We start from the raw sequence: 20,068 nt of genomic DNA, 5'->3' as shown, positions 1-20,068 counted from the left end.
TTGCGCTTGACGCAGGAGCGGGTGCATTTTATAATAAAATAGAGTAGTATCGCAGATTTCACCTGTTATCCTGCACCGATTGACCGGGGCACGCGAACTGCGTTAGCGTGTTCGCCCCTGACGGGCGGGAGTTTTTTCAGCACCGGCTGAGCGGGGTACTCGAACTGCGTCAGCGTGTTCGCCCCTAACGGGCGGAAGTTTTTCGCTGAACCTCAGCGAGGGGATTCGCCGTCTGCGGACGGCGGGAGCGGCGCGGCGCCCGCCGCGGGGGGGCAAAAAGGAAGGGACACCTACGGTTTCCCTTCCTCTTTGAACTCCTACCTTTCCCTTGCTTCCTAATCTGGCGCAGATTTCCTATATGTGACCGCTTCGAAAATGGGGTACGGCAGAGGATTTTTTCTTCCGTATCTTTCACAGCCTGTTCGCAGTGTCAGATAGCGTACTGCTACACAGGCGGTTTAGTCAACGCAGGCGCAACATACCCGTGTTGCGCAACTCTTTAACACGTTATACCGCACGGCACCTGCGAATTAAGCGTTTGGTGCAAGTTATCCTGCGTAGGCCCTGTCTATCATAACGCGCTCACGAATTGCGCGACACGGGTATGTCGCGCCCTGCGTAGAGTAGCTGTTCTGTGTAGCAGAACGGTATCCGACACTGCGAATACGCGGATACATGAGCGCACGCAGTGCGTCTCTGCGGAAGAAAAACTCCTCTGCCGTTCCCCCTATTCACAGCGGTCACATGTCGGCAATCTGCGCCGTGCCCTCTAAGGAAATGGGTGATTCTCAAGAGGGTAGAAACCTTGGTGTCTACCCTCTTGTGCGCCTGCCGCGTAGGCAAGAACCGTTCGCCTCGAAGGCGAAAAACCATCGTTTATCAAAAGATTATATCATGATAAAGGAGTCCTAACCTTGACCATCGAAGAAATCCTCAAGCTGCGGCAGGAAGCCGGCGGCTTAAACAAACTGATGCACATGCACGTTGTGACGCTCGACAAGGACGGCGGCGCAACCGTAGAACTCGACCTGACCCCCGAGCTGCTCAATCCGCTCGGCATGGCGCACGGCGGCACGATCTTCACGCTGTGCGATATTGCGGCAGGCTCTGCGGCAGCGTCTCAGGGCACGGTGGCCGTCACGCTCGACAGCACCATCCACTACTACCGTCCGGGTCGCTGCGGCAAAAAGCTGACCGCTGTGGCGTACGAGCGCAAGCGCGGCCGCAAGGTGTCGGTCTACATGGTCGAGGTGCACGACGACGAGGGCAAGCACATTGCCGACGCAACCTTCACCATGTTCTACACCGGCGCTACGCTGGATGACATGAAATATTGAGCGGGGTAAGCAAGGCCATCGTGCAGCCGCTGCTGAGCTGGTATGACGCCGGGCACCGCGACCTGCCGTGGCGGTCTGAGCCTGCTCCCTATCGCGTCTGGGTGAGCGAGATCATGCTGCAGCAGACGCGCGTGGAGGCCGTGCGCGGCTATTTTTCCCGCTGGATGAACGCGCTGCCCGATATTCCCGCTCTCGCGGCGGCGGACGAGGCTGTTTACACCAAGCTCTGGGAGGGGCTCGGCTACTACAGCCGCGTGCGCAACCTGCACCGAGCAGCGGTCCTGCTGTGCGAAGAATACGGCGGCGAACTGCCTGCTGATTACGACAGGCTGCTTGCTCTGCCCGGCGTTGGCGAGTACACGGCAGGCGCGGTGGCGTCTATCGCGTTCGGACTGCCCGTTCCGGCGGTGGACGGCAATGTTCTGCGTGTGGCGGTGCGGCTGGATAACGATTTCACGCCGATCACGGACGCAAAATTCAAAAAGCAGACGCGCGAACGGTTCGCCGCACTCATGCCGTCCGACCGTCCCGGCGACCTCAACCAGTCGCTGATGGAGCTCGGTGCAACCGTCTGTCTGCCGAACGGCGCACCGCGCTGTGACGACTGCCCGATTCAGCATCTCTGCGAGGGCTTTCACCGCGGGAACGCGGCTGTGCTGCCGCTCCGAGCCGCAAAAAAGGCGCGGAGAGTGGAAAACCGCACCGTGCTTGTTGTGCGCTGCGGCGAACTGGTCGGTCTGCGGCAGCGACCGAAAAAGGGTCTGCTTGCCGGTCTGTGGGAGCTGCCCTCGCTGGACGGTCATCTCTCGCCGGACGAGCTGCGCGCGGCGCTCACCGAAATGGGATGGAGCGTGCGAAAGCTGCTCTCTCTGCGGCCTGCCAAGCATATTTTCACCCATGTGGAGTGGCACATGAACGGCGTGTATGTCGAACTGGACGCACCTGCACCCGCTCTCACCTTTGTCACACCTGCCGAGCTGCGCGACGCTTATGCGCTGCCGAGCGCGTTCCGCAGCTTTGTTTCCGTACTGGAGGACTGATCCATGCAACTGCAAACCATCGTTCACACCATTCCGCCGCTGTACGACAGCGAGTCGCGCGTGCTGCTGCTCGGCTCGATTCCAAGCCCGAAATCCCGCGAGGTCGGGTTCTTTTACGGCCACCCGCAGAACCGGTTCTGGCGCGTGCTGGCGGCTGTGCTTGGCGAGGAGGTGCCGGTCTCCATCGAGGACAAGCGCGCGATGTGCCTGCGGCATCATGTGGCGCTGTGGGACACCATCGCCAAATGCGATATTGCGGGCGCGTCCGACACGTCTATCCGCAACGCCGAGCCGAACGACATAGGCCGCCTGCTCCGCGAGAGCAAAATTACGCGCATTTTTGCCACCGGCGGCAAGTCGGCGCAGCTGTACCGCAGGCTGATCGAGCCGAAAACCGGCGTTCCCATCACGCAGCTGCCCTCCACCAGTCCGGCGAACGCCGCATGGTCGCTCGAACGGCTGATAGAAGCGTACCGCGTTATTCTTTGATTCGAGGTGTATTTTTTACGAGTAAAGAGTTATTTCCCAATGCCGCACTCAAAAAGCTGATTCTGCCGCTCGTTATCGAGCAGGTGCTCGCCATCACGGTCGGTCTGGCCGACACGATGATGGTCTCCTCGGTCGGTGAAGCGGCGGTTTCCGGCGTATCGCTGGTCGATATGCTCAACGTACTCATCATCAACATCTTTTCCGCACTGGCGACCGGCGGCGCTGTCGTGGTTGCGCAGCTGCTCGGTGCGAGAAAGAACGACCGTGCGTGCGATGCCTCCAAGCAGCTGTACTTAGTCGTCACGGTCATTGCGCTGATCATCTCGACGCTCGTCATGCTGTTCCGCGCACCGCTGCTGCGCCTGCTGTTTGGCACGATCGAGAATGACGTCATGCAGAGCGCGCTCACCTACCTGACGGTCAGCGTGTTCTCCTACCCTGTTCTCGCGATCTACAACGCCGGTGCGGCGCTGTTCCGCGCACAAGGCAACTCGCGTATCTCCATGCTGATTGCGGGACTGATCAACATCGTCAACCTCATCGGCAACTCGCTGTTCATTTTCGTGTTCAAGTGGGGCGTTGGAGGCGCAGCGCTTTCGTCCGTGCTGTCGCGCGGCACGGCGGCTGTCGCTATCACGATTCTGCTGCTGAACCCCGAGCACACGGTCTCTCTGCGGCGCGGACAGCGGTTTCGACCGGATAAGGAGCTGATCCGCCGCATTCTGCAGATTGGTGTGCCGAACGGTCTGGAAAACAGCCTGTTTCAGCTTGGCCGCGTGCTCGTCGTGAGCATGATTTCGCTGTTCGGCACGACGCAGATTACCGCGAATGCGCTTGCGAACAATCTGGACGCCGTAGCCGTCATTCCGGGTCAGGCGATGAGCCTGGCGATGATAACCGTTATCGGGCAGTGCATCGGCTCGGGCGATGAGCCGCAGACACGCCGCATGGCGAAAAAGCTGATGATGATCACCTACGCCGTTACCGCGAGCACCTGCCTTGTCACGATTGCGTGCACGCCGCTCATTCTCAAGATTTACAGCGTGTCCGCAGAGGCGCTTGCGCTTGGCATGACGCTGATTATGATTCACAACGGCTGCGCGATCTTCCTGTGGCCGACCTCGTTTGCCATGCCGAATATCCTGCGTGCGGCAAATGACGTAAGGTATCCGATGGTATGCTCGATTATCTCCATGCTGGGATTGCGGCTTGTCGCGGGATATATTCTCGCGGTGCACTTCGGCATGGGCGCAATCGGCATCTGGATTGCCATGATCGGTGACTGGCTGTGCCGGTCGATCTGCTTCTTCCTGCGGCTCAAAAGCGGGAAATGGCTGAGGTATGCACCGGGATTACGGGTTGCCGCCGGACAAAAATAATGCACCGGCTTCTGTGCAAAATCCCTTTGCAAACCGTGAATATCTGTTAATATATAGATATAAGCCGTAAACTCCCCGAGGTAAAAAATACCGTTATGACTGAGGAGGGAAATCATATGACACCTAAACAGAGATGGTATTGTTTCTGGGTGATAATCGTAGTAACTGTCCTTTTAACGGCGGGCTTTGTATGGATTGCCATTCATAACCCGCAGGCGTCATTTGAGGACTTGCTTTACGCTCTTTGGAAAGGTATTGTAAACTTTGTCAGCGGATAACTGAATAACAGTGCCCCGGCTCTGTCGCTTGACAAAACCGGGGCACTGCGTTATAATTGTATCAACAACGATGGCTCTCTGGCAAGAGCGGTCGTTCCTAAAAAACTTGGTTAATTGAGGAAACGCCGCTCCTTTTCAGGGGCGGTTATCTTCTATGTTTCAGACATAGACTGATGATAGCAACGATCAGAAGACCGAACTGGAACAGATCGGAATAAGTGACCATGTCATCACCTCCCTTATGTTGGGAGGAACAACCTGTTTCACATCGTTGTTGACATTCTGAGTATAGCATATATTGCAATACCTTGTCAATCAACCGCCTTTTGCGGCGGTTTTTGTTTTATCTGCATACAAAAAGGCGAACCCTACGGTTCGCCTTTTGTCTTACGTTTTTTCGGTAATTAAGAGAAAATCCACTCCTGCTCCTGCTCCTCGCCGCAGTACTTCTGCAGCGTCTCGCGGACAGCGTGCGGGCCGCGGTTCATCTCGCCAAACATGCGGACAACGGTCTCGCCTACGCCGATCTCAAACAGGTTGACACCGAAGTAGTAGCGGTTTGCCAGCAGCGGATACAGCTGGGCCTCGCTTACGTCGTCGCCCAGTTTCGGGTTGCCCATCAGCGCGCGGACATGCTCGATATTCGGGTCGGGGCTGAGGGTGAACTCGCTGCCGTTATCGTCTACGCCTTCCAGATAGCGCAGCCAGCCGGCCAGTACCAGCGGAATGTAAATCAGCTTGGTGGCACGGTGTGCGGGCAGCATGGAGTTATAGTAAGCGTACAGCGTAGTACCGAAGCGCGGCGCAATCTTACGCGAGGTATCGGTTGCGGTACGCTGCGGGGAATCCTGCAGGAACGGGTTCGGATAACGTTCGCCGAGAACCTCGTGCAGGAATGCCTCCGGGTCGATAACGCCCGGGTCGGCTACCATCGGCATTGCCTCCTGCTCGCTCAGGCGCGTGATGAGGTTGACCAGCTCGGTGTCCTTCATCTCGTCGCTGATGCGGGTGTAGCCGAGCATGCAGCCGAATACGCCGAGGGCGGTATCCATCGGGTTCATGCAGGTGCTTACCTTCATCATCGCAGACTTCTCAACGATATCGCGGCGGGTGAAGATAACGCCGCACTGCTCGAGAGCCGGATGACCGTTCGGGAATGCGTTCTCGATGAGCAGGTAGTGCGGGCTTTCGGAGTTGACGTAAACAGCCGCGCGCGTACCCTTTTCGGTTACGAACGGCTTTGCGTTCTCCAGACCGTCAGCCGCCAGCTTGTCAGCGATGCGGTTATCCGGATGCGGGGTAATCTTATCAATCATGGACAGCGGGAAGGTATTCTTCTTGAGCAGGAAGTAATACTCATTCTCGGTGATGAAGCCGTTACGCTGCCATGCGCGGGCCATGTGACGGACAGCACGCTCCAGACGGGTGCCGTTGTCCGAGCAGTTATCCAGCGAAACGAGTGCCAGCGGAGACAGACCGGCGCGGCAGCGCTCGAGGCACAGCGCGGTCAGCTTGCCGAAGAAGGACTGGCAGCCTTCCGGACCGTTCTCGCGGTCGTGCTTGTAGTCCGGCAGGAACTCACGGGTGTCGTCCTGGATGATATAGCCCTTCTCGGTCAGCGTAAAGCTGATCATCTGCAGGCTCGGCGCCAGGAAAATGTCATTCAGGCGCAGCATATCCTCACTCAGCTTGAGGCTTTCGGTAACGGACGCAACCACTTCCTTGTTGATCGTGCCGTTGGAATACAGGGTGACAACCAGCGACAGATGATCGCAGGCGCGGTAGCAGCGGTCGATCAGCTCCTCATCGTAGCCGTCACAGCAGATAATGCCGGTGTCGGACAGACCGGCGGTCAGCAGGCGCTGCGCCAGTACAGCCGGGAAGGCGCGGAACAGGTTGCCGGCGCCGAAATGCAGCCAAGTCGGTGCCTTGTGGGTGTTTTCGCGCACAGCGTCAATGTCGTACTGCGGCAGACGATAACCCTTCCATGCCACGTTATGTTTAATACTCTCTTTTGTAAGTTTCATAAAGAGGTCACTCCCTTTCAGCGAACGGACTGTACCGTTCTTCTCCAATCATATATAGTATAACAAAAAATCAGCCGTTTGCATAGGGAAAAACAGAATTATTCACAAAAAGCTGAAAGCATGCTGCCAATGTTTTCAAATAAAACAAAAACCGCCCGAAAAGGCGGCTGATTGACTTTATTCGGTGTTATATGCTATAATCATTGCGGACACTGTTACATAAGGCGGTCAGACCCTCTTTTCCTTTCCCGCAGTCCGCGGCAGGAAGGCGGTGGCGCAAGTGCAGAAGAAAGCATTTCAGCTTTTTGTATGTGCGGTCATTGTACTGTACATTTTCTGTATAAAAGCGCGATGACCGTCCGGCTGGTACCCGAAACGGTCATCAAAATTTAACTGATGAAAGTACAAGGGCCTGACTGCTGTAACAGTGTCCCTTTGACTTTATTATAGCATATCCCCCGGCTTTGTCAAGCGACAGGCCGAGGGACTGTTTTTATCTTACGGATCATTCTCCATTTTCAATTCTCGATTTCCGTCGCCACTTTTCCATTCGGCAGCGCGCCATAGATACGGTTGACCAGCTTCATGCCGAAGTAGACCAGCACGATCTCGATAGGCAGCAGAATAAGGTTTTTCGGCACGCGCGTAACGAGCAGCACGCTCATCGCCTTGCCGCCGGTGACGGTCAGCCACAGGGTGTTCAGGCAGATATTGCAGAACAGGTTGATGCAGGTCTTTGCGCCGATGGCACGCCATACGGTGATCTTGCGCGGATACAGCCACAGACCCCAGATCAGACCGCCGACAACGGCTGTCAGCGTATAGCCCGGGAAATACGCGCCCATGGACAGGTTGCCCGCAAAGTAGCCGAGCACGTCGGTGCACACGCCGGCCATCATGCCGACGACCGGGCCGAACAGCATGCCGATCGACGCATTGCACAGGAAGCCGAAACCGATACGCAGGTTCGGCGGCAGCTTGATCGACAGACCGAGCAGATCCAGCGTGACGTTGATCGCAATGAGCAGCGCCGTGACCGCCAGACAGCGGGTGGATTTCAGCTCACGCAGCGAGCGGACAAAGATATTCGGAGTTTTAGACATAGAAAAAGACACCTCCTAATCAAATTCATCTGTTGCCACAGCGATTTAGGAAAGTGCCTAAACAGTTGCAGCAGCGGGATGCGACCACAATACCGCAAGGAAAAGGCTCCCTTTCGTCCGCCGAACAACTCCCCGTTTCAGCGGCACTTAACGCATTGTGCTCTACTCTGCTTTTTCTGTTATAATTGTACCACGGTTTGAGCAGGTGTCAATACAGAAAATCCGTGTTCTGTCGGCTTCGTTTTGGTGCATTCTGTGGAATTGGATGCTGTGGCAGACAATCTGTTAGACAAGGGTATTGGACAGCCTCCTCCCTGCTCCGATGAGCTTTCCGGAAAGTACAGAAAAAGAGCTTCAAACATAAGTTTGAAGCTCTTTAACTTGGTGCGGATGGGGGGACTTGAACCCCCACGTCCTTGCGAACACTAGCACCTGAAGCTAGCGCGTCTGCCATTCCGCCACATCCGCATATTCTGTTGTTGAAAGAAGGTGGTGCGAGTGACGGGACTTGAACCCGTACGTCGATCGACACACGCCCCTCAAACGTGCCTGTCTACCAGTTCCAGCACACTCGCATTGATCTCTCGCGGCGAACCGCTTGTCTCTCAGCGACAAGATATATTATAGCAGGGGTATCCCCCTTTGTCAACAAAAATTGCGAAAAAATTTGAGAAATTTTCAAACACCGTGAATTGTCGGTAAAATCGGTGAAATATCGAACTTTTTCGCGGCTTTTGCGGTGATTTACATGATAGAAAATTTGCCGCGCGGAGAAAAAATTTTGTTGATTGAGGAAAATTTTTCAGGTGAGTTTGAATCCCGCCTGCCCTGCCGGCAGAGAAGGTGGGATTCCTTTCGCTGCGGCGAGCAACCATTAAATATTTTAGAGGTTGTCGGCCTGCGGGCACCCACGGCGGTTGAAACATGCCACTGGCATGTTTCTAAGAGCCGCCTTTCGAATCCCACCCTCGGAGTAAAAATAAAGACCATCCGGATGGATGGTCTTTATTTTGGCGGAGAAGGTGGGATTCGAACCCACGTGGCGTGTTACCGCCAACTCGATTTCGAGTCGAGCTCGTTATGACCACTTCGATACTTCTCCGTATCGCGCCTGTCTCACAGGCGCTTATTTATTTTATCATGCAATGGCGGAAAATACAAGTGTTTTTTCCGAAATCGTGATAATTTTTATTTCACCAGGAATGCATCCGGCAGATAACGGCCTTCCTCATTCTGGGAAAGCGTAGTCGGACTGGTGATCTCGCGGCCGCGATAGACCATAACGGAGGACGAGCCGCCGTCCAGCATGGACGCCTGATACGCGCCATACTGCTCCATGATCTCGCCGCAGCGCTCGATCGAAATGCCGAACGAGTGCATCTGACGGCCGTCAATGACCATCATGATAACCGTGCCGTCCTTCGCCTGACCGATGGCTGTGCGCGGCTGCTGCTCGTTCAGGCCGGTGCCTGCGACCAGATTCTCGCCATTGATGATGAGCGCCGGGTGGAACTCCACCGCGTCGCGCAGACTGGAGGTATCGTTGAACGCACCGACCTGCAGATGATCCTCGTTGTCAAAGCCGATGATCTTCCAGCCGTCGCCTACTGCGTCCTGATACTTCTCTCCCCGGCTTTTCAGGAAGCCGTACACGGTGCCGCCCGTGCCGTTGCCGTCAAAATCGGCAAAGCCGGAGGCGTTGATGCCCAGAATGGCGTCATAATCTCTCACCATATCGGATACGAACGAGCCGTAATCGCCAAGGCCCTCGCTCGTGCCGACAAAGATATTCTCAGGCTTTTTGCAGAGCGCGATCTTGCCCGCGTACTCCATGCCGAGCGTGTCCTCGCCGGTCTGCTCGACGATCAGAATGCCGTGCTCGGCGTTGACCGCCAACACCGTGTCGCCCTGCCTGGTCTTGAGGCCGGTGTCGTAATGCGTCTGGCTCGGCTCACCGATCAGATCGATGTTGATCTGGTCATAGCCGTTTTCCAGATACTCCGGATTATCCGCCAGAAAGCTCTCAAATTCGCTCTCGTTCAGCTCACTGAACATGGCATAGAATTTTTCCTTCGGTGTTTCGGCGGTGTCCTCCTCATTCTCCTCCCATGCGCCGTCCCAGTTGCTGACGATGCCCTCCTGCTTCTGGTTCATCAGGTAGCGCTTGGTCATCACCTCGTTGATGATGTTCTCCGGGATAAACCAGGTGGCCAGCCACTGGTGCGTCATGGTGCCCATTGCGGTTTCGATGTACCACTCACGCCAGCGAGTGACGAACGCGTTCGGTGTGTACAGCAGAAACGGATACACAACCGTGATGCCGATCAGAAAAAAGCAGGTCAGTCCCAGTGCGAAGCGGTGTTTTGCGCCGTTCATTCGTGTTGCTCCTTCTCTCTCAATCCGGGAACCGCGGGATACGGTTCAGGTTTGTCTCTATCGCTGAAGTTGCTTTCATAGCCAGAGGCGGTGTGCAATGGTTATGACAGCAACTTCTTAACCTTTGCGGTTGTTGTTCGGGGTGCGGCGGCGGCGATGACGGTGATTGGTCGTCTTGCTCTGTGCCGTCTTGCTCTGTGCCGTCTTGTTCTGCTGCGGTGCGGGCTTCTGTGCAGACCTGCTGCCGTGTCCCCTGCCCTTCTTCTCCTGCTGCGGAGCGGCCTTGCCGTCCGCCTTTGCGGCACGAGCGGCCAGTGCGGCCTCGACCTTTCTGCGGATGCGTGCGGCAGCCTCATCGCTGAGCGCATACGCGCGGCTCGGCGTGTGGGCATCTACGCGCGGCTCGTTCTTCTCGAAGCGGGCGTACGGGTCGTTCCGGCGGCCTCTGCGACTCGAATCATTTCTGTCGTTTCGGTCGTTTCTGCCCTTGCGGGAGCGCGGCGCGGCTGCCTTCGCCTGCTGCTCGGTCTGCTTCTCGGCGGCCTTCTCGCGGCGGGACGGACGTTTGGCATTCGCTCTCGCCTGACGCGCCTTCTTCTTGGCTTCCTTCTCACGGGCAACGTCTGCGGCGACCTCCTCGGCGGTGGCGTTCTCGGAGACCGGCTTGCGGCGGCTGCGCTTGTTCGCGGTCTTGCGCTGACCGGACTCGCGCTTCTCCTCCTCCTTTTCCTCGTGCGGAATCTCACCGGCAACCGGAATACGCTTGCCGATCAGTTTTTCGATATCCTTGAGGTACGGACGCTCGGAGCGGTCGCAGAAGGAAATCGCGGTGCCCTCCTGACCGGCACGGCCGGTGCGGCCGATACGGTGCACATAGGTTTCCGGAATGTTCGGCAGGTCGAAGTTGATAACGAGCGGCAGGTCGTTGATGTCGATGCCGCGCGCGGCAATGTCGGTCGCAACCAGAACCGCGATCTTGCACTCCTTAAAGTCCGCGAGCGCACGCTGGCGCTGATTCTGCGACTTATCGCCGTGGATGGACTTGGTCTTGATGCCCGCACGGTTGAGGTCGCGCGCGACCCTGTCTGCGCCGTGCTTGGTGCGGGTGAACACCAGAACCTGGTGTACATTGCTTTGACGGATGATATCCGGCAGAAGTTCCCGCTTTTCCTGCTTTTCTACAAAATAAAGCTGCTGCTCGATCTTGTCCGCCGGTTTTGCGCTCGGCGTTACCGAGATATGCTCCGGCTCATGCAGCATTTTCTCTGCCAGATCGGCGATCTCCGCCGGAATGGTAGCCGAGAACAGCAGGGTCTGGCGCTTTTTCGGCAGGAACTTCACGATGCGCTTGACATCCGGGAAGAAGCCCATATCGAGCATGCGGTCGGCCTCATCGAGCACGAAAGACTCTACCTTGTCCAGCTTTACGATCTTCTGTCCCATCAGATCCCACAGACGGCCCGGCGTGGCAATGAGAATATCCACACCGCGTTCGATTGCCTCGACCTGCGGCACCTGCGATACGCCGCCGAAGATGACCGCCGCACTGCACGGCATGTAGCGCGCGTACTGGCACACGTTTTCGTAAATCTGCAGAGCAAGCTCGCGCGTCGGCGTGAGGATGAGCGCACGGATGGTGCCCTTTCCGCCCTCGCTCTTTGCCAGGCGCTGGATGATCGGCACCGAGAACGCACAGGTCTTGCCCGTGCCGGTCTGGGCGCAGCCCATCAGGTCGCGGCCCTCGAGCACCGGCGGGATCGCCTGCTGCTGAATGGGCGTCGGCTCGGAATAGCCCGCCTCCTTCAGTGCCTTGAGGATGTTTTTCTCCAACTTGAGTTCGTTAAATTTCATGGTAAATATTCGATTCCTTTTGCTATCTTTGGTATGCAGTCCGGCAAATCCCGCTTGCCTGCGGACTGGGTTCTATGCTATACTTATTGTAATTGTCTCTGAGACAACACGAATGTTATCAACCCACAGATCAACTATGAGGTGACCTATTTGTTAGAAATTATCCATCACGTTCTGCCGGAAGCATTTTTCGATGTACTCAAAACCGTACCGCTGCTGCTTATCGTGTACGCACTGCTGTACTACATCGAAAACCGGCTGACCAACACACCGGAGCTGCTCTCGCGTGCGGCGCAGTTCGGTCCGGTGGTCGGCGCACTCGCCGGCTCTATTCCCCAGTGCGGATTTTCCGCAGCAGCGTCCGCGCTGTTCTCGGCAGGCTTTCTTGCACCGGCAACGCTGGTTGCCGTGTTCCTTGCCACCTCGGATGAGGCGGTGCCCATCATGCTGGCAGGCGGCGCAAGCGTACAGCAGGTGGTGCTGCTGCTCGTGGTCAAGTTTGCGATCGCGGTCATCGGCGGCTATGTTCTGCGCTGCACCGTGTTCCGTAAGCACAAAGCCGGAACCGACGGCCCGCTCGAGATCGAGATGGGCGACTGCGGCTGTGAGACCTCGCCGGTGGCGAACATCCTGTCCCACACCATCAAGACCACCATCTTCCTGTTTGTCGTGCTGTTCGCGCTCAACATGGTCGTACACGGCATCGGTGAGGAGCGTGTCGCTTCCCTCATGCTGACCAACAGCATCTTCCAGCCGCTGCTGTGCGCAGTGCTCGGTCTGATCCCGAGCTGTGCGATGAGCGTGCTGCTCAGCGAGCTGTTTGTCGGCGGCACGATCAGCTTCGGCGCTCTGGTTGCCGGCCTTTCCACCGGCGCAGGCTTCGGCTACATCGTTCTGCTCGAGGAGAAGGAAGGCCGTCATCGCGCCCTGCCGGTCATCGCCGCAACGTTTGCCACCGCCGTGATCGGCGGTACGCTAGTGCAGCTGCTTATCGGCTGAGAATGAAAAAAAATCTAAGGCAATGCCGCATAATTGAACAAGAGCAATCTGTGAACAAATTGTGCGGTGTTACCCTAAGGATGTGTCAAAACGGCACATCCTTTTTTATGCCCTGCGGAGAAGGTAAACCGTCAGCCCATCTCATGCAGCAGCTCGAGTGCCTGATGCGCCCACGTCATATCAATGCGCGAGAACTCGCCGCCCGGCGTGTACAGATAGGTTTCCACATCCGCGTGCAGGCGCTGATACGCCGCGCCCGGCATGGCGGCATACTGCTCCGCGCCGTCGGAAAGCACGGCCACGAAGCGGAAATCGCCCGTGCGCTCGTCTAATTCATGGAAGAGCAGCTCGACAACATCGAGGTCGCGGTTTAACTGTGCGAACAGCAGCAGCTTCATGATCTCGATGGTACGGTCATCCAGACCACGCTCAAGAATGTTGATCTTCTCACGGAAGGTGTTGAGGCTGTCGGTCACGCGCAGGGTGTAGCCTGCCAGCGGATCGAACTCCGCCTTGGGAACCTGACCGTCCTCGGTCCACAGCCATACCATAAACTGGTTTGCCATGTCATGGTACAGGCACGGGTGTACGGCGAGCAGTGTCTCGCCGCAGTTTGGACATTTTACACGAAAGACAGACAGATCCTGTACCTTTGCCCGCAGCTCGGGATTTCGGTCGATATTGATATGGTCGATCACCTTGTGTTCGGTTTCCATATGACAGTGCGGACATTCGATCATCATAACAGTGGTTCCTCCCCTTGTGTGTGTCCAATTAAATTTTATTATAACACATTTATATAGCTGTAAGCAAGTTCGGATCATCAGTAATTCGGAATTAGCAGTTGGGAATTGTCGCTATCCTTGCGCGAGTTCCGTCTTCGCTGCGTCGAGTAATCGCCGGCTTTACCGCAGGGGCGAACAGTGTTCGCCCGCAAACCATTCAATCTCGGTATCGAAAGAAAGCACCTGCCGACCGCAGGTGCTCCTTGTCTATTCCGCCTTGTAAATGCTGCCTTGTGCGACCGCAATACTTGAACCATCCATCGAGCCGCTGTATGAATCGTACCAGCGCGGAATCTCCTTGCCGTTTTTATCGTAAAAACGGAACATATCCTCCGACGGGAGCAACTCATCCGGCATGTATCCGGTCAGCTCGGTGCAGAGCAGAAAATACGGCTTTGCACTCTCATTCGTCATCTCATAGGTCTGTCCATACCAGTTGAGCGTCACCTTTTCGACCTGCTGTTCCGGGTCCTTGCCGCTCAGCAGCAGAAAATTGTGTCCGCCGCAGCCGGTGATATCGTAGTTAATGCCGGAATCGCCGGAGCCCATACTGTAAAATTTCCATGTACCAAGCCAACTGCGTTTCGCAGTCATTTCGTCCAGAAAGCATTCCTGCTCGATGCCCTCCTGCGTCATTACATAATACGCCGTGTCACCGATCACGATACCATCGTATATCGTTACACCGGAAAACTTCGTCAGATTGTTCTCCTTGAGCATCTGCACCTGCTGTGCAAGCTCTGCTTCATCCAGCCGGATCGGCTTTACCGCGTAGCCGGATTTTCCGGCTGCCCACACACAGACCGCCGTCACAGCCGCCATCGCAAGGATTCGTTTTCCCAGTCCTTTCATAAAATACACCTCCCTATCCTGCCTCAAGTATAACAAATTTTTCCGACGCAGGATATGGAGAAAGCGACAAAATGCAACGGCAATTTTTATGGAAATACATGAAGAAGGTTACACGATAGCGTTAATTCTCCATTCTCCATTTCTGCAGAAGGTAAAAGAAAAGCACCGCAGAAAAATCTGCGGTGCTATGGCATGACTGGTGCGTAAGCCGGGTTCTGTCGTGGACGGTCATCTATCTCGAATGCACGTTGCCGTGCATCTCAAGCCGCCAGTCGGGACGATCGGGCAAATCATAGTCCCAGTCGGCGTTGCTGCGGATAGAGTTTACAGACCTCCCATGTTGCCATGGGACGTGGTGAGCTCTTACCTCGCCTTTCCACCCTTACCGTTCAAAAAACGGCGGTATATCTCTGTTGCACTATTCCTAAGGTCACCCTCGGCGGACGTTATCCGTTATCCTTGCCCTGTGCAGCCCGGACTTTCCTCATGCCCGAAGGCACGCGACCGTCTGCACCAGTCATAAATAGCATTATACCGTAAAAATCGCCTGCCGTCAAACCGGACTTGCAAAATCGTGAAAAATCATGTATACTGTTCCTCGTACAAAGGCGGTGTTACGCATTTATGACAGCATTAGAACAATACCTCGGCGGCCTGTCGGATAAGCGGGTCGGCGTAATCGGCGCGGGCGTGAGCAATATGCCGCTCATCCGTATGCTGCGCGCTGCAGGCGTGCGCGTTACCGTGCATGACAAAAAAGAACCCACCGAGCTTGGCGACGGCTATGCTACCCTCGCTACCCTCGGCGTAGACTTCGTTCTCGGCCCGCATTACCTTGATGCGCTCGATGAGGACGTTATCTTCCGTACTCCGGGTGTTCACCCGCGTTTTCTTGAGAAGGCGCGTGCAAACGGCTCGGAGATCACCAGCGAGATGGAGCTTTTCTTCGCGGTCTGCCCGTGTCCGATCATCGGCATCACCGGCTCGGACGGCAAGACCACGACCACCACGCTCGTCAGCGAGATTTTGAAGCACGCGGGCTATACCGTGCATCTCGGCGGCAATATCGGCACACCCCTGCTCCCCCGCGTGGACACGATGACCGAAAACGACCTTGCCGTTGTCGAGCTGTCCTCGTTCCAGCTGATGGGCATGAAGCACTCTCCGCACATTGCGGCGATCACCAATCTGACGCCCAATCATCTGGACTACCACAAGGATTTTGACGAGTATGTGCAGGCCAAGACTGCCATTTACCGCAATCAGGGCGAGAACGACAAGCTGATCCTCAATCTCGACGATGAGGTGACGCGCTCGCTCAAGGCGTCCGGTAACCTGTTCTGCACCAGCAAAACGCAGGAGTTGGCCAACGGCGTGTTCCTCAAGGACGGCATGATCTACATCGCGGACGGCGGCGTGCGCCGTGAGCTGATGCCCGCATCCGACATCCGCATTCCGGGCGCGCACAACGTGTACAACATGATGATGGCGGCCGCTGTTGTGCAGGGTTATGCCTCTGACGACGATATCCGCGCCGTGGCGACCACGTTCGGCGGCGTTGAGCATCGCATCGAGTTCGTGCGCGAGAAGGACGGCGTGAAGTATTACAACGACTCCATCGCCTCCAGTCCGACGAGAACCATCGCAGGACTCAATTCCTTCCAGCAGAAGGTCATTCTCATTGCAGGCGGCTACGACAAGCATATCCCCTACGATGTGCTCGGTCAGCCTATCTGCGACCATGTAAAGCTGCTGCTGCTCACCGGCGCGACTGCGCCCAAGATTCGGGAGTGCGTGGAGAATATCGAGGGGGAACACCCGCCGATCGTTGAGGTGGAGAACCTCGAAACAGCCGTGCAGGAGGCCGCTGCCCGCGCAGAAAGCGGCGATGTCGTTATCATGAGTCCGGCCAGCGCGTCGTTCGACCGCTTCAAGAATTTCATGGAACGCGGCAAGCTGTTTAAGGCGCTTGTGGAAGAGCTGTAAGGTTAAGCAGTATCATAAAAGGACTGATTCGAGAGAATCAGTCCTTTTTTCGTGCAATAATGAAGAATGATATTTGAGGGGGAGAACCAACGCAAATCACCATGCCGTTTCTCAATTCTCAACGATGTACTTCCGCGCCCAGACAAGTGCGGCGACCGCCGTAACCAACTCCACCATCGGGAACGTCAGCCAGACGCCATCGACGCCGAGTGCCCACGCGAGCGGAAACAGGATCGGCGGCACGGCGATCACGCCGCGCAGCAGCGAAAGGATAAAACCCTGCACAGTCTTATCCGATGCGCTGAAAAACGCTGCCGTGACCATGTTCACGCCCGCGAACAGGAAACCTGTGAAGTAGATCCGCAGGCCGCTCTCCGCGTAGGCGGCAAGCTGCGGGTCATGCTCACTGTTGAACACCGCCGTCAGCGGCTCCGCGCCGAGGAAAACCGACACGCACAGCACGGCTGCAATCCCGAGCGCAGTACAGATGCCCCAACGGAACAGCCGCCGCAGCTGTTCCCTGTCACCGAGACCCGAGCTGCGGCTGACCAGCGGCTGTATGCCGGTGCACAGTCCGGTAAAGACAGCGATTCCCACCAGAGCAAGATTGGCCACCACGCCGTAAGCCGCCACGCCGGTATTGCCGCTGAGGCGCAGCAGCACCAGATTGAACAGCAGCAGCACTACGCCGGAGGCGATCTCACCGATGAGCGAGGACAGACCGGGCGCGCACAGGCTCGGCACACGGCTGACGCGCAGCGGCGTTTTGACAAGATGAAAGCCGCGGGACGGCCTCCGCAGGTGCGTCAGCAGCACCAGAATGCTGACAAACGGCGAAAAGCCGGTCGCAAGCGCCGCACCGAACATGCCCAGTCCGCACGGAAAAATAAAAATGTAATCGAACACGATGTTGAACAGGCTGCCCGCAATCATGCCGCACATGGCAACGGTCGGCGCACCGTCATTGCGCGTGAATGCCAGCAGCACGTTGTTCATCACGAAGAACGGCCCGAAGCACCACAGCATGCGCAGGTAGGTTGTCGTCATGCCGAGTGTCTGCGCGTCCGCGCCGAGCAGCCGCGCGATCGGCTGCGCAAAGCACAGTCCGCCGAACAGGAACAGCACGCCGAGCAGCAGCCCGAGTGCCGCCGCGTGCGTGAATACGCTGTCCGCCTGTCTCTGATCGTTCTGCGCCCGCGCGATCGTGTACTGCGTTGCCGCGCCCACGCCGAGCATCAGGCCGATGCCGTTCATCAGGTTGTACGCCGGTATGGCGATGTTGAGCGCCGCCAGTCCGAGCGAGCCCGTGCCCTGTGCGACAAAAAATGTATCCGCGAGAATGTAGCACGAAATGCCGATCATCCCCAGAATGTTCATCGCGGCATAGTGCCCGAATTCGCGCAAAGCTCCCTGTTTGTGCAATTTCTTCTCCCCCTCAAATTTTTATATAAAAAGTGATCGACCCTTCCCGGAATACACCGAAAAGGGCCGATCTGCAATGCTATCGACGGAAAACATTGCTTATTTACGAAGCAGTTATAATATACCATCTTCCCATAGAAATGTCAAGTGGCTTATTCGGTCGGAAAAGCACTTTTGGGGTCGGATGCTGCAAAACAGTCCAGTCCGTGCCACATCAACCCCATCAAAAGCGATACGACCTGCTCGGTCGGCGTGTCCTGCGCTCTGGTCGCCCAGGTGGACAGCATGGATACCATGCCCGAAATGATATACGAAAACACAAGCAGCTTCCGCTGCTCGCTCATTTCCGGCATCATGTGCATATCCCAGCCGTCGAGGAAGGCTTCATACGTCATGGTCTGCAGCTTGCGTACAAAATACGGGTCTCCCTGCTCGCTGCACAGCACCTGAATCACCTTCATTATGCGAGGATTGTTCCGGATCTGCTCCAGAAAGTCGATAAAAAATCCCTTGATCTCCTGCAGCTCGCGGCACTCCCGTTCGTGCATCGGCGCATGCTCGCGCATGTGCTCGATGATCTCGTCCTCGGTCGTGCGAAGGATGTCGGTCACGTCCTTGAAATGCAGGTAGAAGGTCGAGCGGTTGATGTCCGCTCTCGCGCAGATATCCTTGACCGTGATAGAGACCAGCGGCTTCTCCAGAATCAGGTCAATCAGGGCTTCACGCAGCGCAGACCGCGTAAAGCGTACTCTGCGGTTGTTTTTTGCTTCGGGCATGCGCATTTTCCTCCTTGGTGCTCAGCAGGACGGTTTTCTGTGGATGGTACTTATTTTATCAGCGTTGTGTCCGCAAGTCAACACCGTGTCGAAAATCAAATGTTACCAAAGTGTTAAAAAACCAGCAGGGAAACCTGCTGGTTTTCTTATGCTGCAAGCGAAAGCACCTCATCCGTGCCGAAGATACGGTGCAGGTCGGAACGTCCCTGCTTCATTCGGTCATATACCGACCGGTTTACAACCGACGTATCCCCCTGCTCAAAATCCTGCATGGATTTCCGAATATCCAGCAGGCGGTAGCGTCCCTCGTTGGAGTCGCTTGCGTGCAGCATGAACATCGGCGCGTACTCCGCGCCGGAAACCGTCACCTGTCCAGTCTCCCCGCTTCTGGTGAGTGTCAGCGTGACAGCTGCCGTCAGGTTGGTGTACGGGTCAAACTGATTGGAGATCAGGTTGCCGAGACAGTAGCACAGATAGCCGGTGCGTCCGTCCGGCAGCGTCCGCAGCTCCATCGGCTGCGGCACATGCGCGTGCCCGCCGAGCACCAATGTCGCGCCGTGCGCAAACAGGTAGTCCGCCAACTGCTCCTGCTGCTCGGACGGCTCGGTGTGGTACTCGTTTCCCCAGTGTACATACACGGCAATCGCATCCGCACCGGACTGCCCCGCCTTGTCCAAATCCGACTGGATGAGGTCGTAATCCACCACACTGCAGTCGGTCATGTAGTCGGTCGTGTATACGCTGACACTGTACGGGTGCTCGCTGTCCACCGGCAGACCGTTTGTGCTGAACGTGTACGCCAGCATGGCCAGTTTGATGCCGCCCACGTCGATGATCTTCACCGCATCGCGCTCCTGCTGTGTGCGGTAAGTGCCGACGTGCTCCAGACCGGCGGCGTCCAGCACATCCAGTGTGCGAACAAGACCGCTGTACCAGGTATCCATGCTGTGGTTGCTCGCCGTGGAGAGCAGGTGAAACCCGACCGTTTTCAGGCCGGAGGCCAGCGCATCCGGTGCGCAGAACTGCGGGTAGCCCGAATACGGCGGACCGTTGAACGTGGTCTCCAGACAGGCCGTTGTGTAATCCGCAGCCTCGTAATACCGCCTTGCGTCCGCGAACAGGTGCGTAAAATCATACGCTTCGCCGTTCCACGCATCCGCGACAAGCGGCATGTGCGCCACAATATCGCCCGCCACGCACAGGGTCGCTGTGGTGTCCGGCTGCACCTCCGGCTCCTGCCGAACGGTCTCCTCCGGCTCCTGCAGGCGCGGTGCATCCTCCGGCAGATTGCGCCAGATCAGCACGCCCGCTCCCGCCAGCAGCACCACCAGCACGCCTGCCAGAATTTTGGTACCGATGTGCTTCATG

General features: G+C 56.7%; 17 protein-coding genes, 3 tRNA genes, 1 other RNA gene and 1 riboswitch. Of the genes, 7 read left to right on the top strand and 14 right to left on the bottom strand.

Annotated elements, in window-relative coordinates; all coding sequences use genetic code 11:
• Positions 1-914 precede the first annotated feature (914 nt).
• The 5 genes from PGS25_RS03605 (at position 915) to PGS25_RS03585 (ending at position 4,523) form a co-directional block, all read left to right on the top strand.
• The gene (locus tag PGS25_RS03605; protein WP_110436509.1) at positions 915-1,337 is read left to right on the top strand and encodes a PaaI family thioesterase; all 423 of its coding nucleotides are present in this window, start codon (positions 915-917) and stop codon (positions 1,335-1,337) included.
• The gene (locus PGS25_RS03600; RefSeq protein WP_119214966.1) at positions 1,334-2,377 is read left to right on the top strand and encodes an A/G-specific adenine glycosylase; all 1,044 of its coding nucleotides are present in this window, start codon (positions 1,334-1,336) and stop codon (positions 2,375-2,377) included. Before PGS25_RS03605 ends, PGS25_RS03600 begins: the two co-directional genes overlap by 4 nt.
• Positions 2,378-2,380: 3 nt before the next feature.
• Positions 2,381-2,866 carry a DNA-deoxyinosine glycosylase gene (locus PGS25_RS03595; RefSeq protein WP_119214967.1) on the top strand — a complete coding sequence of 162 codons (486 nt, stop codon included), beginning with the start codon at positions 2,381-2,383 and terminating at the stop codon, positions 2,864-2,866.
• Positions 2,863-4,245: an MATE family efflux transporter gene (locus PGS25_RS03590; protein ID WP_270417738.1), complete on the top strand. Its 1,383-nt coding sequence runs from the start codon at positions 2,863-2,865 to the stop codon at positions 4,243-4,245. The genes PGS25_RS03595 and PGS25_RS03590 overlap by 4 nt, the downstream gene beginning before the upstream one ends.
• A gap of 116 nt (positions 4,246-4,361) precedes the next feature.
• Complete coding sequence (locus PGS25_RS03585; protein ID WP_270417737.1) at positions 4,362-4,523, top strand: hypothetical protein; 162 nt, start codon at positions 4,362-4,364, stop codon at positions 4,521-4,523.
• 145 nt (positions 4,524-4,668) lie between these two features.
• On the opposite strand, the gene PGS25_RS15715 is transcribed toward PGS25_RS03585, so the two are convergent.
• The 8 genes from PGS25_RS15715 to PGS25_RS03550 all read right to left on the bottom strand — a co-directional run bounded on the left by PGS25_RS15715 (position 4,669) and on the right by PGS25_RS03550 (position 11,880).
• Positions 4,669-4,749, bottom strand: a complete 81-nt coding sequence (locus tag PGS25_RS15715) for a putative holin-like toxin (RefSeq protein ID WP_407926634.1) — start codon at positions 4,747-4,749, stop codon at positions 4,669-4,671.
• Between the two features lie 178 nt (positions 4,750-4,927).
• Positions 4,928-6,550 carry a mannitol dehydrogenase family protein gene (locus PGS25_RS03580; RefSeq protein ID WP_270417736.1) on the bottom strand — a complete coding sequence of 541 codons (1,623 nt, stop codon included), beginning with the start codon at positions 6,548-6,550 and terminating at the stop codon, positions 4,928-4,930.
• A 518-nt stretch (positions 6,551-7,068) separates the two neighbouring features.
• A complete protein-coding gene (locus PGS25_RS03575; RefSeq protein WP_270417735.1) occupies positions 7,069-7,653 on the bottom strand; it encodes a folate family ECF transporter S component in 585 nt (194 codons plus the stop codon).
• A 69-nt stretch (positions 7,654-7,722) separates the two neighbouring features.
• Positions 7,723-7,825, bottom strand: a riboswitch (THF riboswitch).
• Between the two features lie 210 nt (positions 7,826-8,035).
• Positions 8,036-8,121 (bottom strand) — tRNA-Leu (locus PGS25_RS03570).
• 22 nt (positions 8,122-8,143) lie between these two features.
• A tRNA-Leu gene (locus PGS25_RS03565) sits at positions 8,144-8,228 on the bottom strand.
• Positions 8,229-8,664: 436 nt separating this feature from the next.
• A tRNA-Ser gene (locus PGS25_RS03560) sits at positions 8,665-8,755 on the bottom strand.
• A gap of 86 nt (positions 8,756-8,841) precedes the next feature.
• Positions 8,842-10,029: a phosphodiester glycosidase family protein gene (locus PGS25_RS03555; RefSeq protein WP_270417734.1), complete on the bottom strand. Its 1,188-nt coding sequence runs from the start codon at positions 10,027-10,029 to the stop codon at positions 8,842-8,844.
• A 117-nt stretch (positions 10,030-10,146) separates the two neighbouring features.
• Complete coding sequence (locus PGS25_RS03550) at positions 10,147-11,880, bottom strand: DEAD/DEAH box helicase (protein ID WP_270417733.1); 1,734 nt, start codon at positions 11,878-11,880, stop codon at positions 10,147-10,149.
• 150 nt (positions 11,881-12,030) lie between these two features.
• Here PGS25_RS03550 and PGS25_RS03545 point away from each other — a divergent pair, with 150 nt between their 5' ends.
• Complete coding sequence (locus PGS25_RS03545) at positions 12,031-12,879, top strand: putative manganese transporter (RefSeq protein ID WP_147323825.1); 849 nt, start codon at positions 12,031-12,033, stop codon at positions 12,877-12,879.
• A 131-nt stretch (positions 12,880-13,010) separates the two neighbouring features.
• On the opposite strand, the gene PGS25_RS03540 is transcribed toward PGS25_RS03545, so the two are convergent.
• From PGS25_RS03540 to rnpB, 3 genes are all read right to left on the bottom strand, one after another.
• Complete coding sequence (locus PGS25_RS03540; RefSeq protein WP_117751668.1) at positions 13,011-13,622, bottom strand: CpXC domain-containing protein; 612 nt, start codon at positions 13,620-13,622, stop codon at positions 13,011-13,013.
• Positions 13,623-13,871: 249 nt separating this feature from the next.
• Positions 13,872-14,516, bottom strand: coding sequence for a hypothetical protein (locus PGS25_RS03535; RefSeq protein WP_270417732.1), 645 nt, complete (start codon positions 14,514-14,516; stop codon positions 13,872-13,874).
• A gap of 189 nt (positions 14,517-14,705) precedes the next feature.
• Positions 14,706-15,036, bottom strand: an RNA gene (gene rnpB, locus PGS25_RS03530) — RNase P RNA component class A.
• 104 nt (positions 15,037-15,140) lie between these two features.
• Here rnpB and murD point away from each other — a divergent pair.
• Positions 15,141-16,502, top strand: coding sequence for a UDP-N-acetylmuramoyl-L-alanine--D-glutamate ligase (gene murD, locus PGS25_RS03525; RefSeq protein ID WP_118646257.1), 1,362 nt, complete (start codon positions 15,141-15,143; stop codon positions 16,500-16,502).
• A 111-nt stretch (positions 16,503-16,613) separates the two neighbouring features.
• Here murD and PGS25_RS03520 read toward each other — a convergent pair whose 3' ends face one another.
• The 3 genes from PGS25_RS03520 to PGS25_RS03510 form a co-directional block, all read right to left on the bottom strand.
• On the bottom strand, positions 16,614-17,924 hold the full coding sequence (locus PGS25_RS03520; RefSeq protein ID WP_270417731.1) for an MATE family efflux transporter: 1,311 nt from the start codon (positions 17,922-17,924) through the stop codon (positions 16,614-16,616).
• Between the two features lie 152 nt (positions 17,925-18,076).
• A complete protein-coding gene (locus PGS25_RS03515) occupies positions 18,077-18,700 on the bottom strand; it encodes a TetR/AcrR family transcriptional regulator (protein WP_270417730.1) in 624 nt (207 codons plus the stop codon).
• A gap of 146 nt (positions 18,701-18,846) precedes the next feature.
• Entirely contained in the window at positions 18,847-20,067 is a 1,221-nt protein-coding gene (locus PGS25_RS03510; RefSeq protein WP_270417729.1) for a CapA family protein, read from the bottom strand.
• Between the last annotated feature and the right edge of the window lies 1 nt (position 20,068).

Source organism: Butyricicoccus sp. AM78-15b2TA (genome assembly GCF_027665985.1).
GTDB classification, from domain to species: Bacteria; Bacillota; Clostridia; order Oscillospirales; family Butyricicoccaceae; genus Agathobaculum; species Agathobaculum butyriciproducens.
This window is presented reverse-complemented; position numbering and strand designations above follow the sequence as displayed.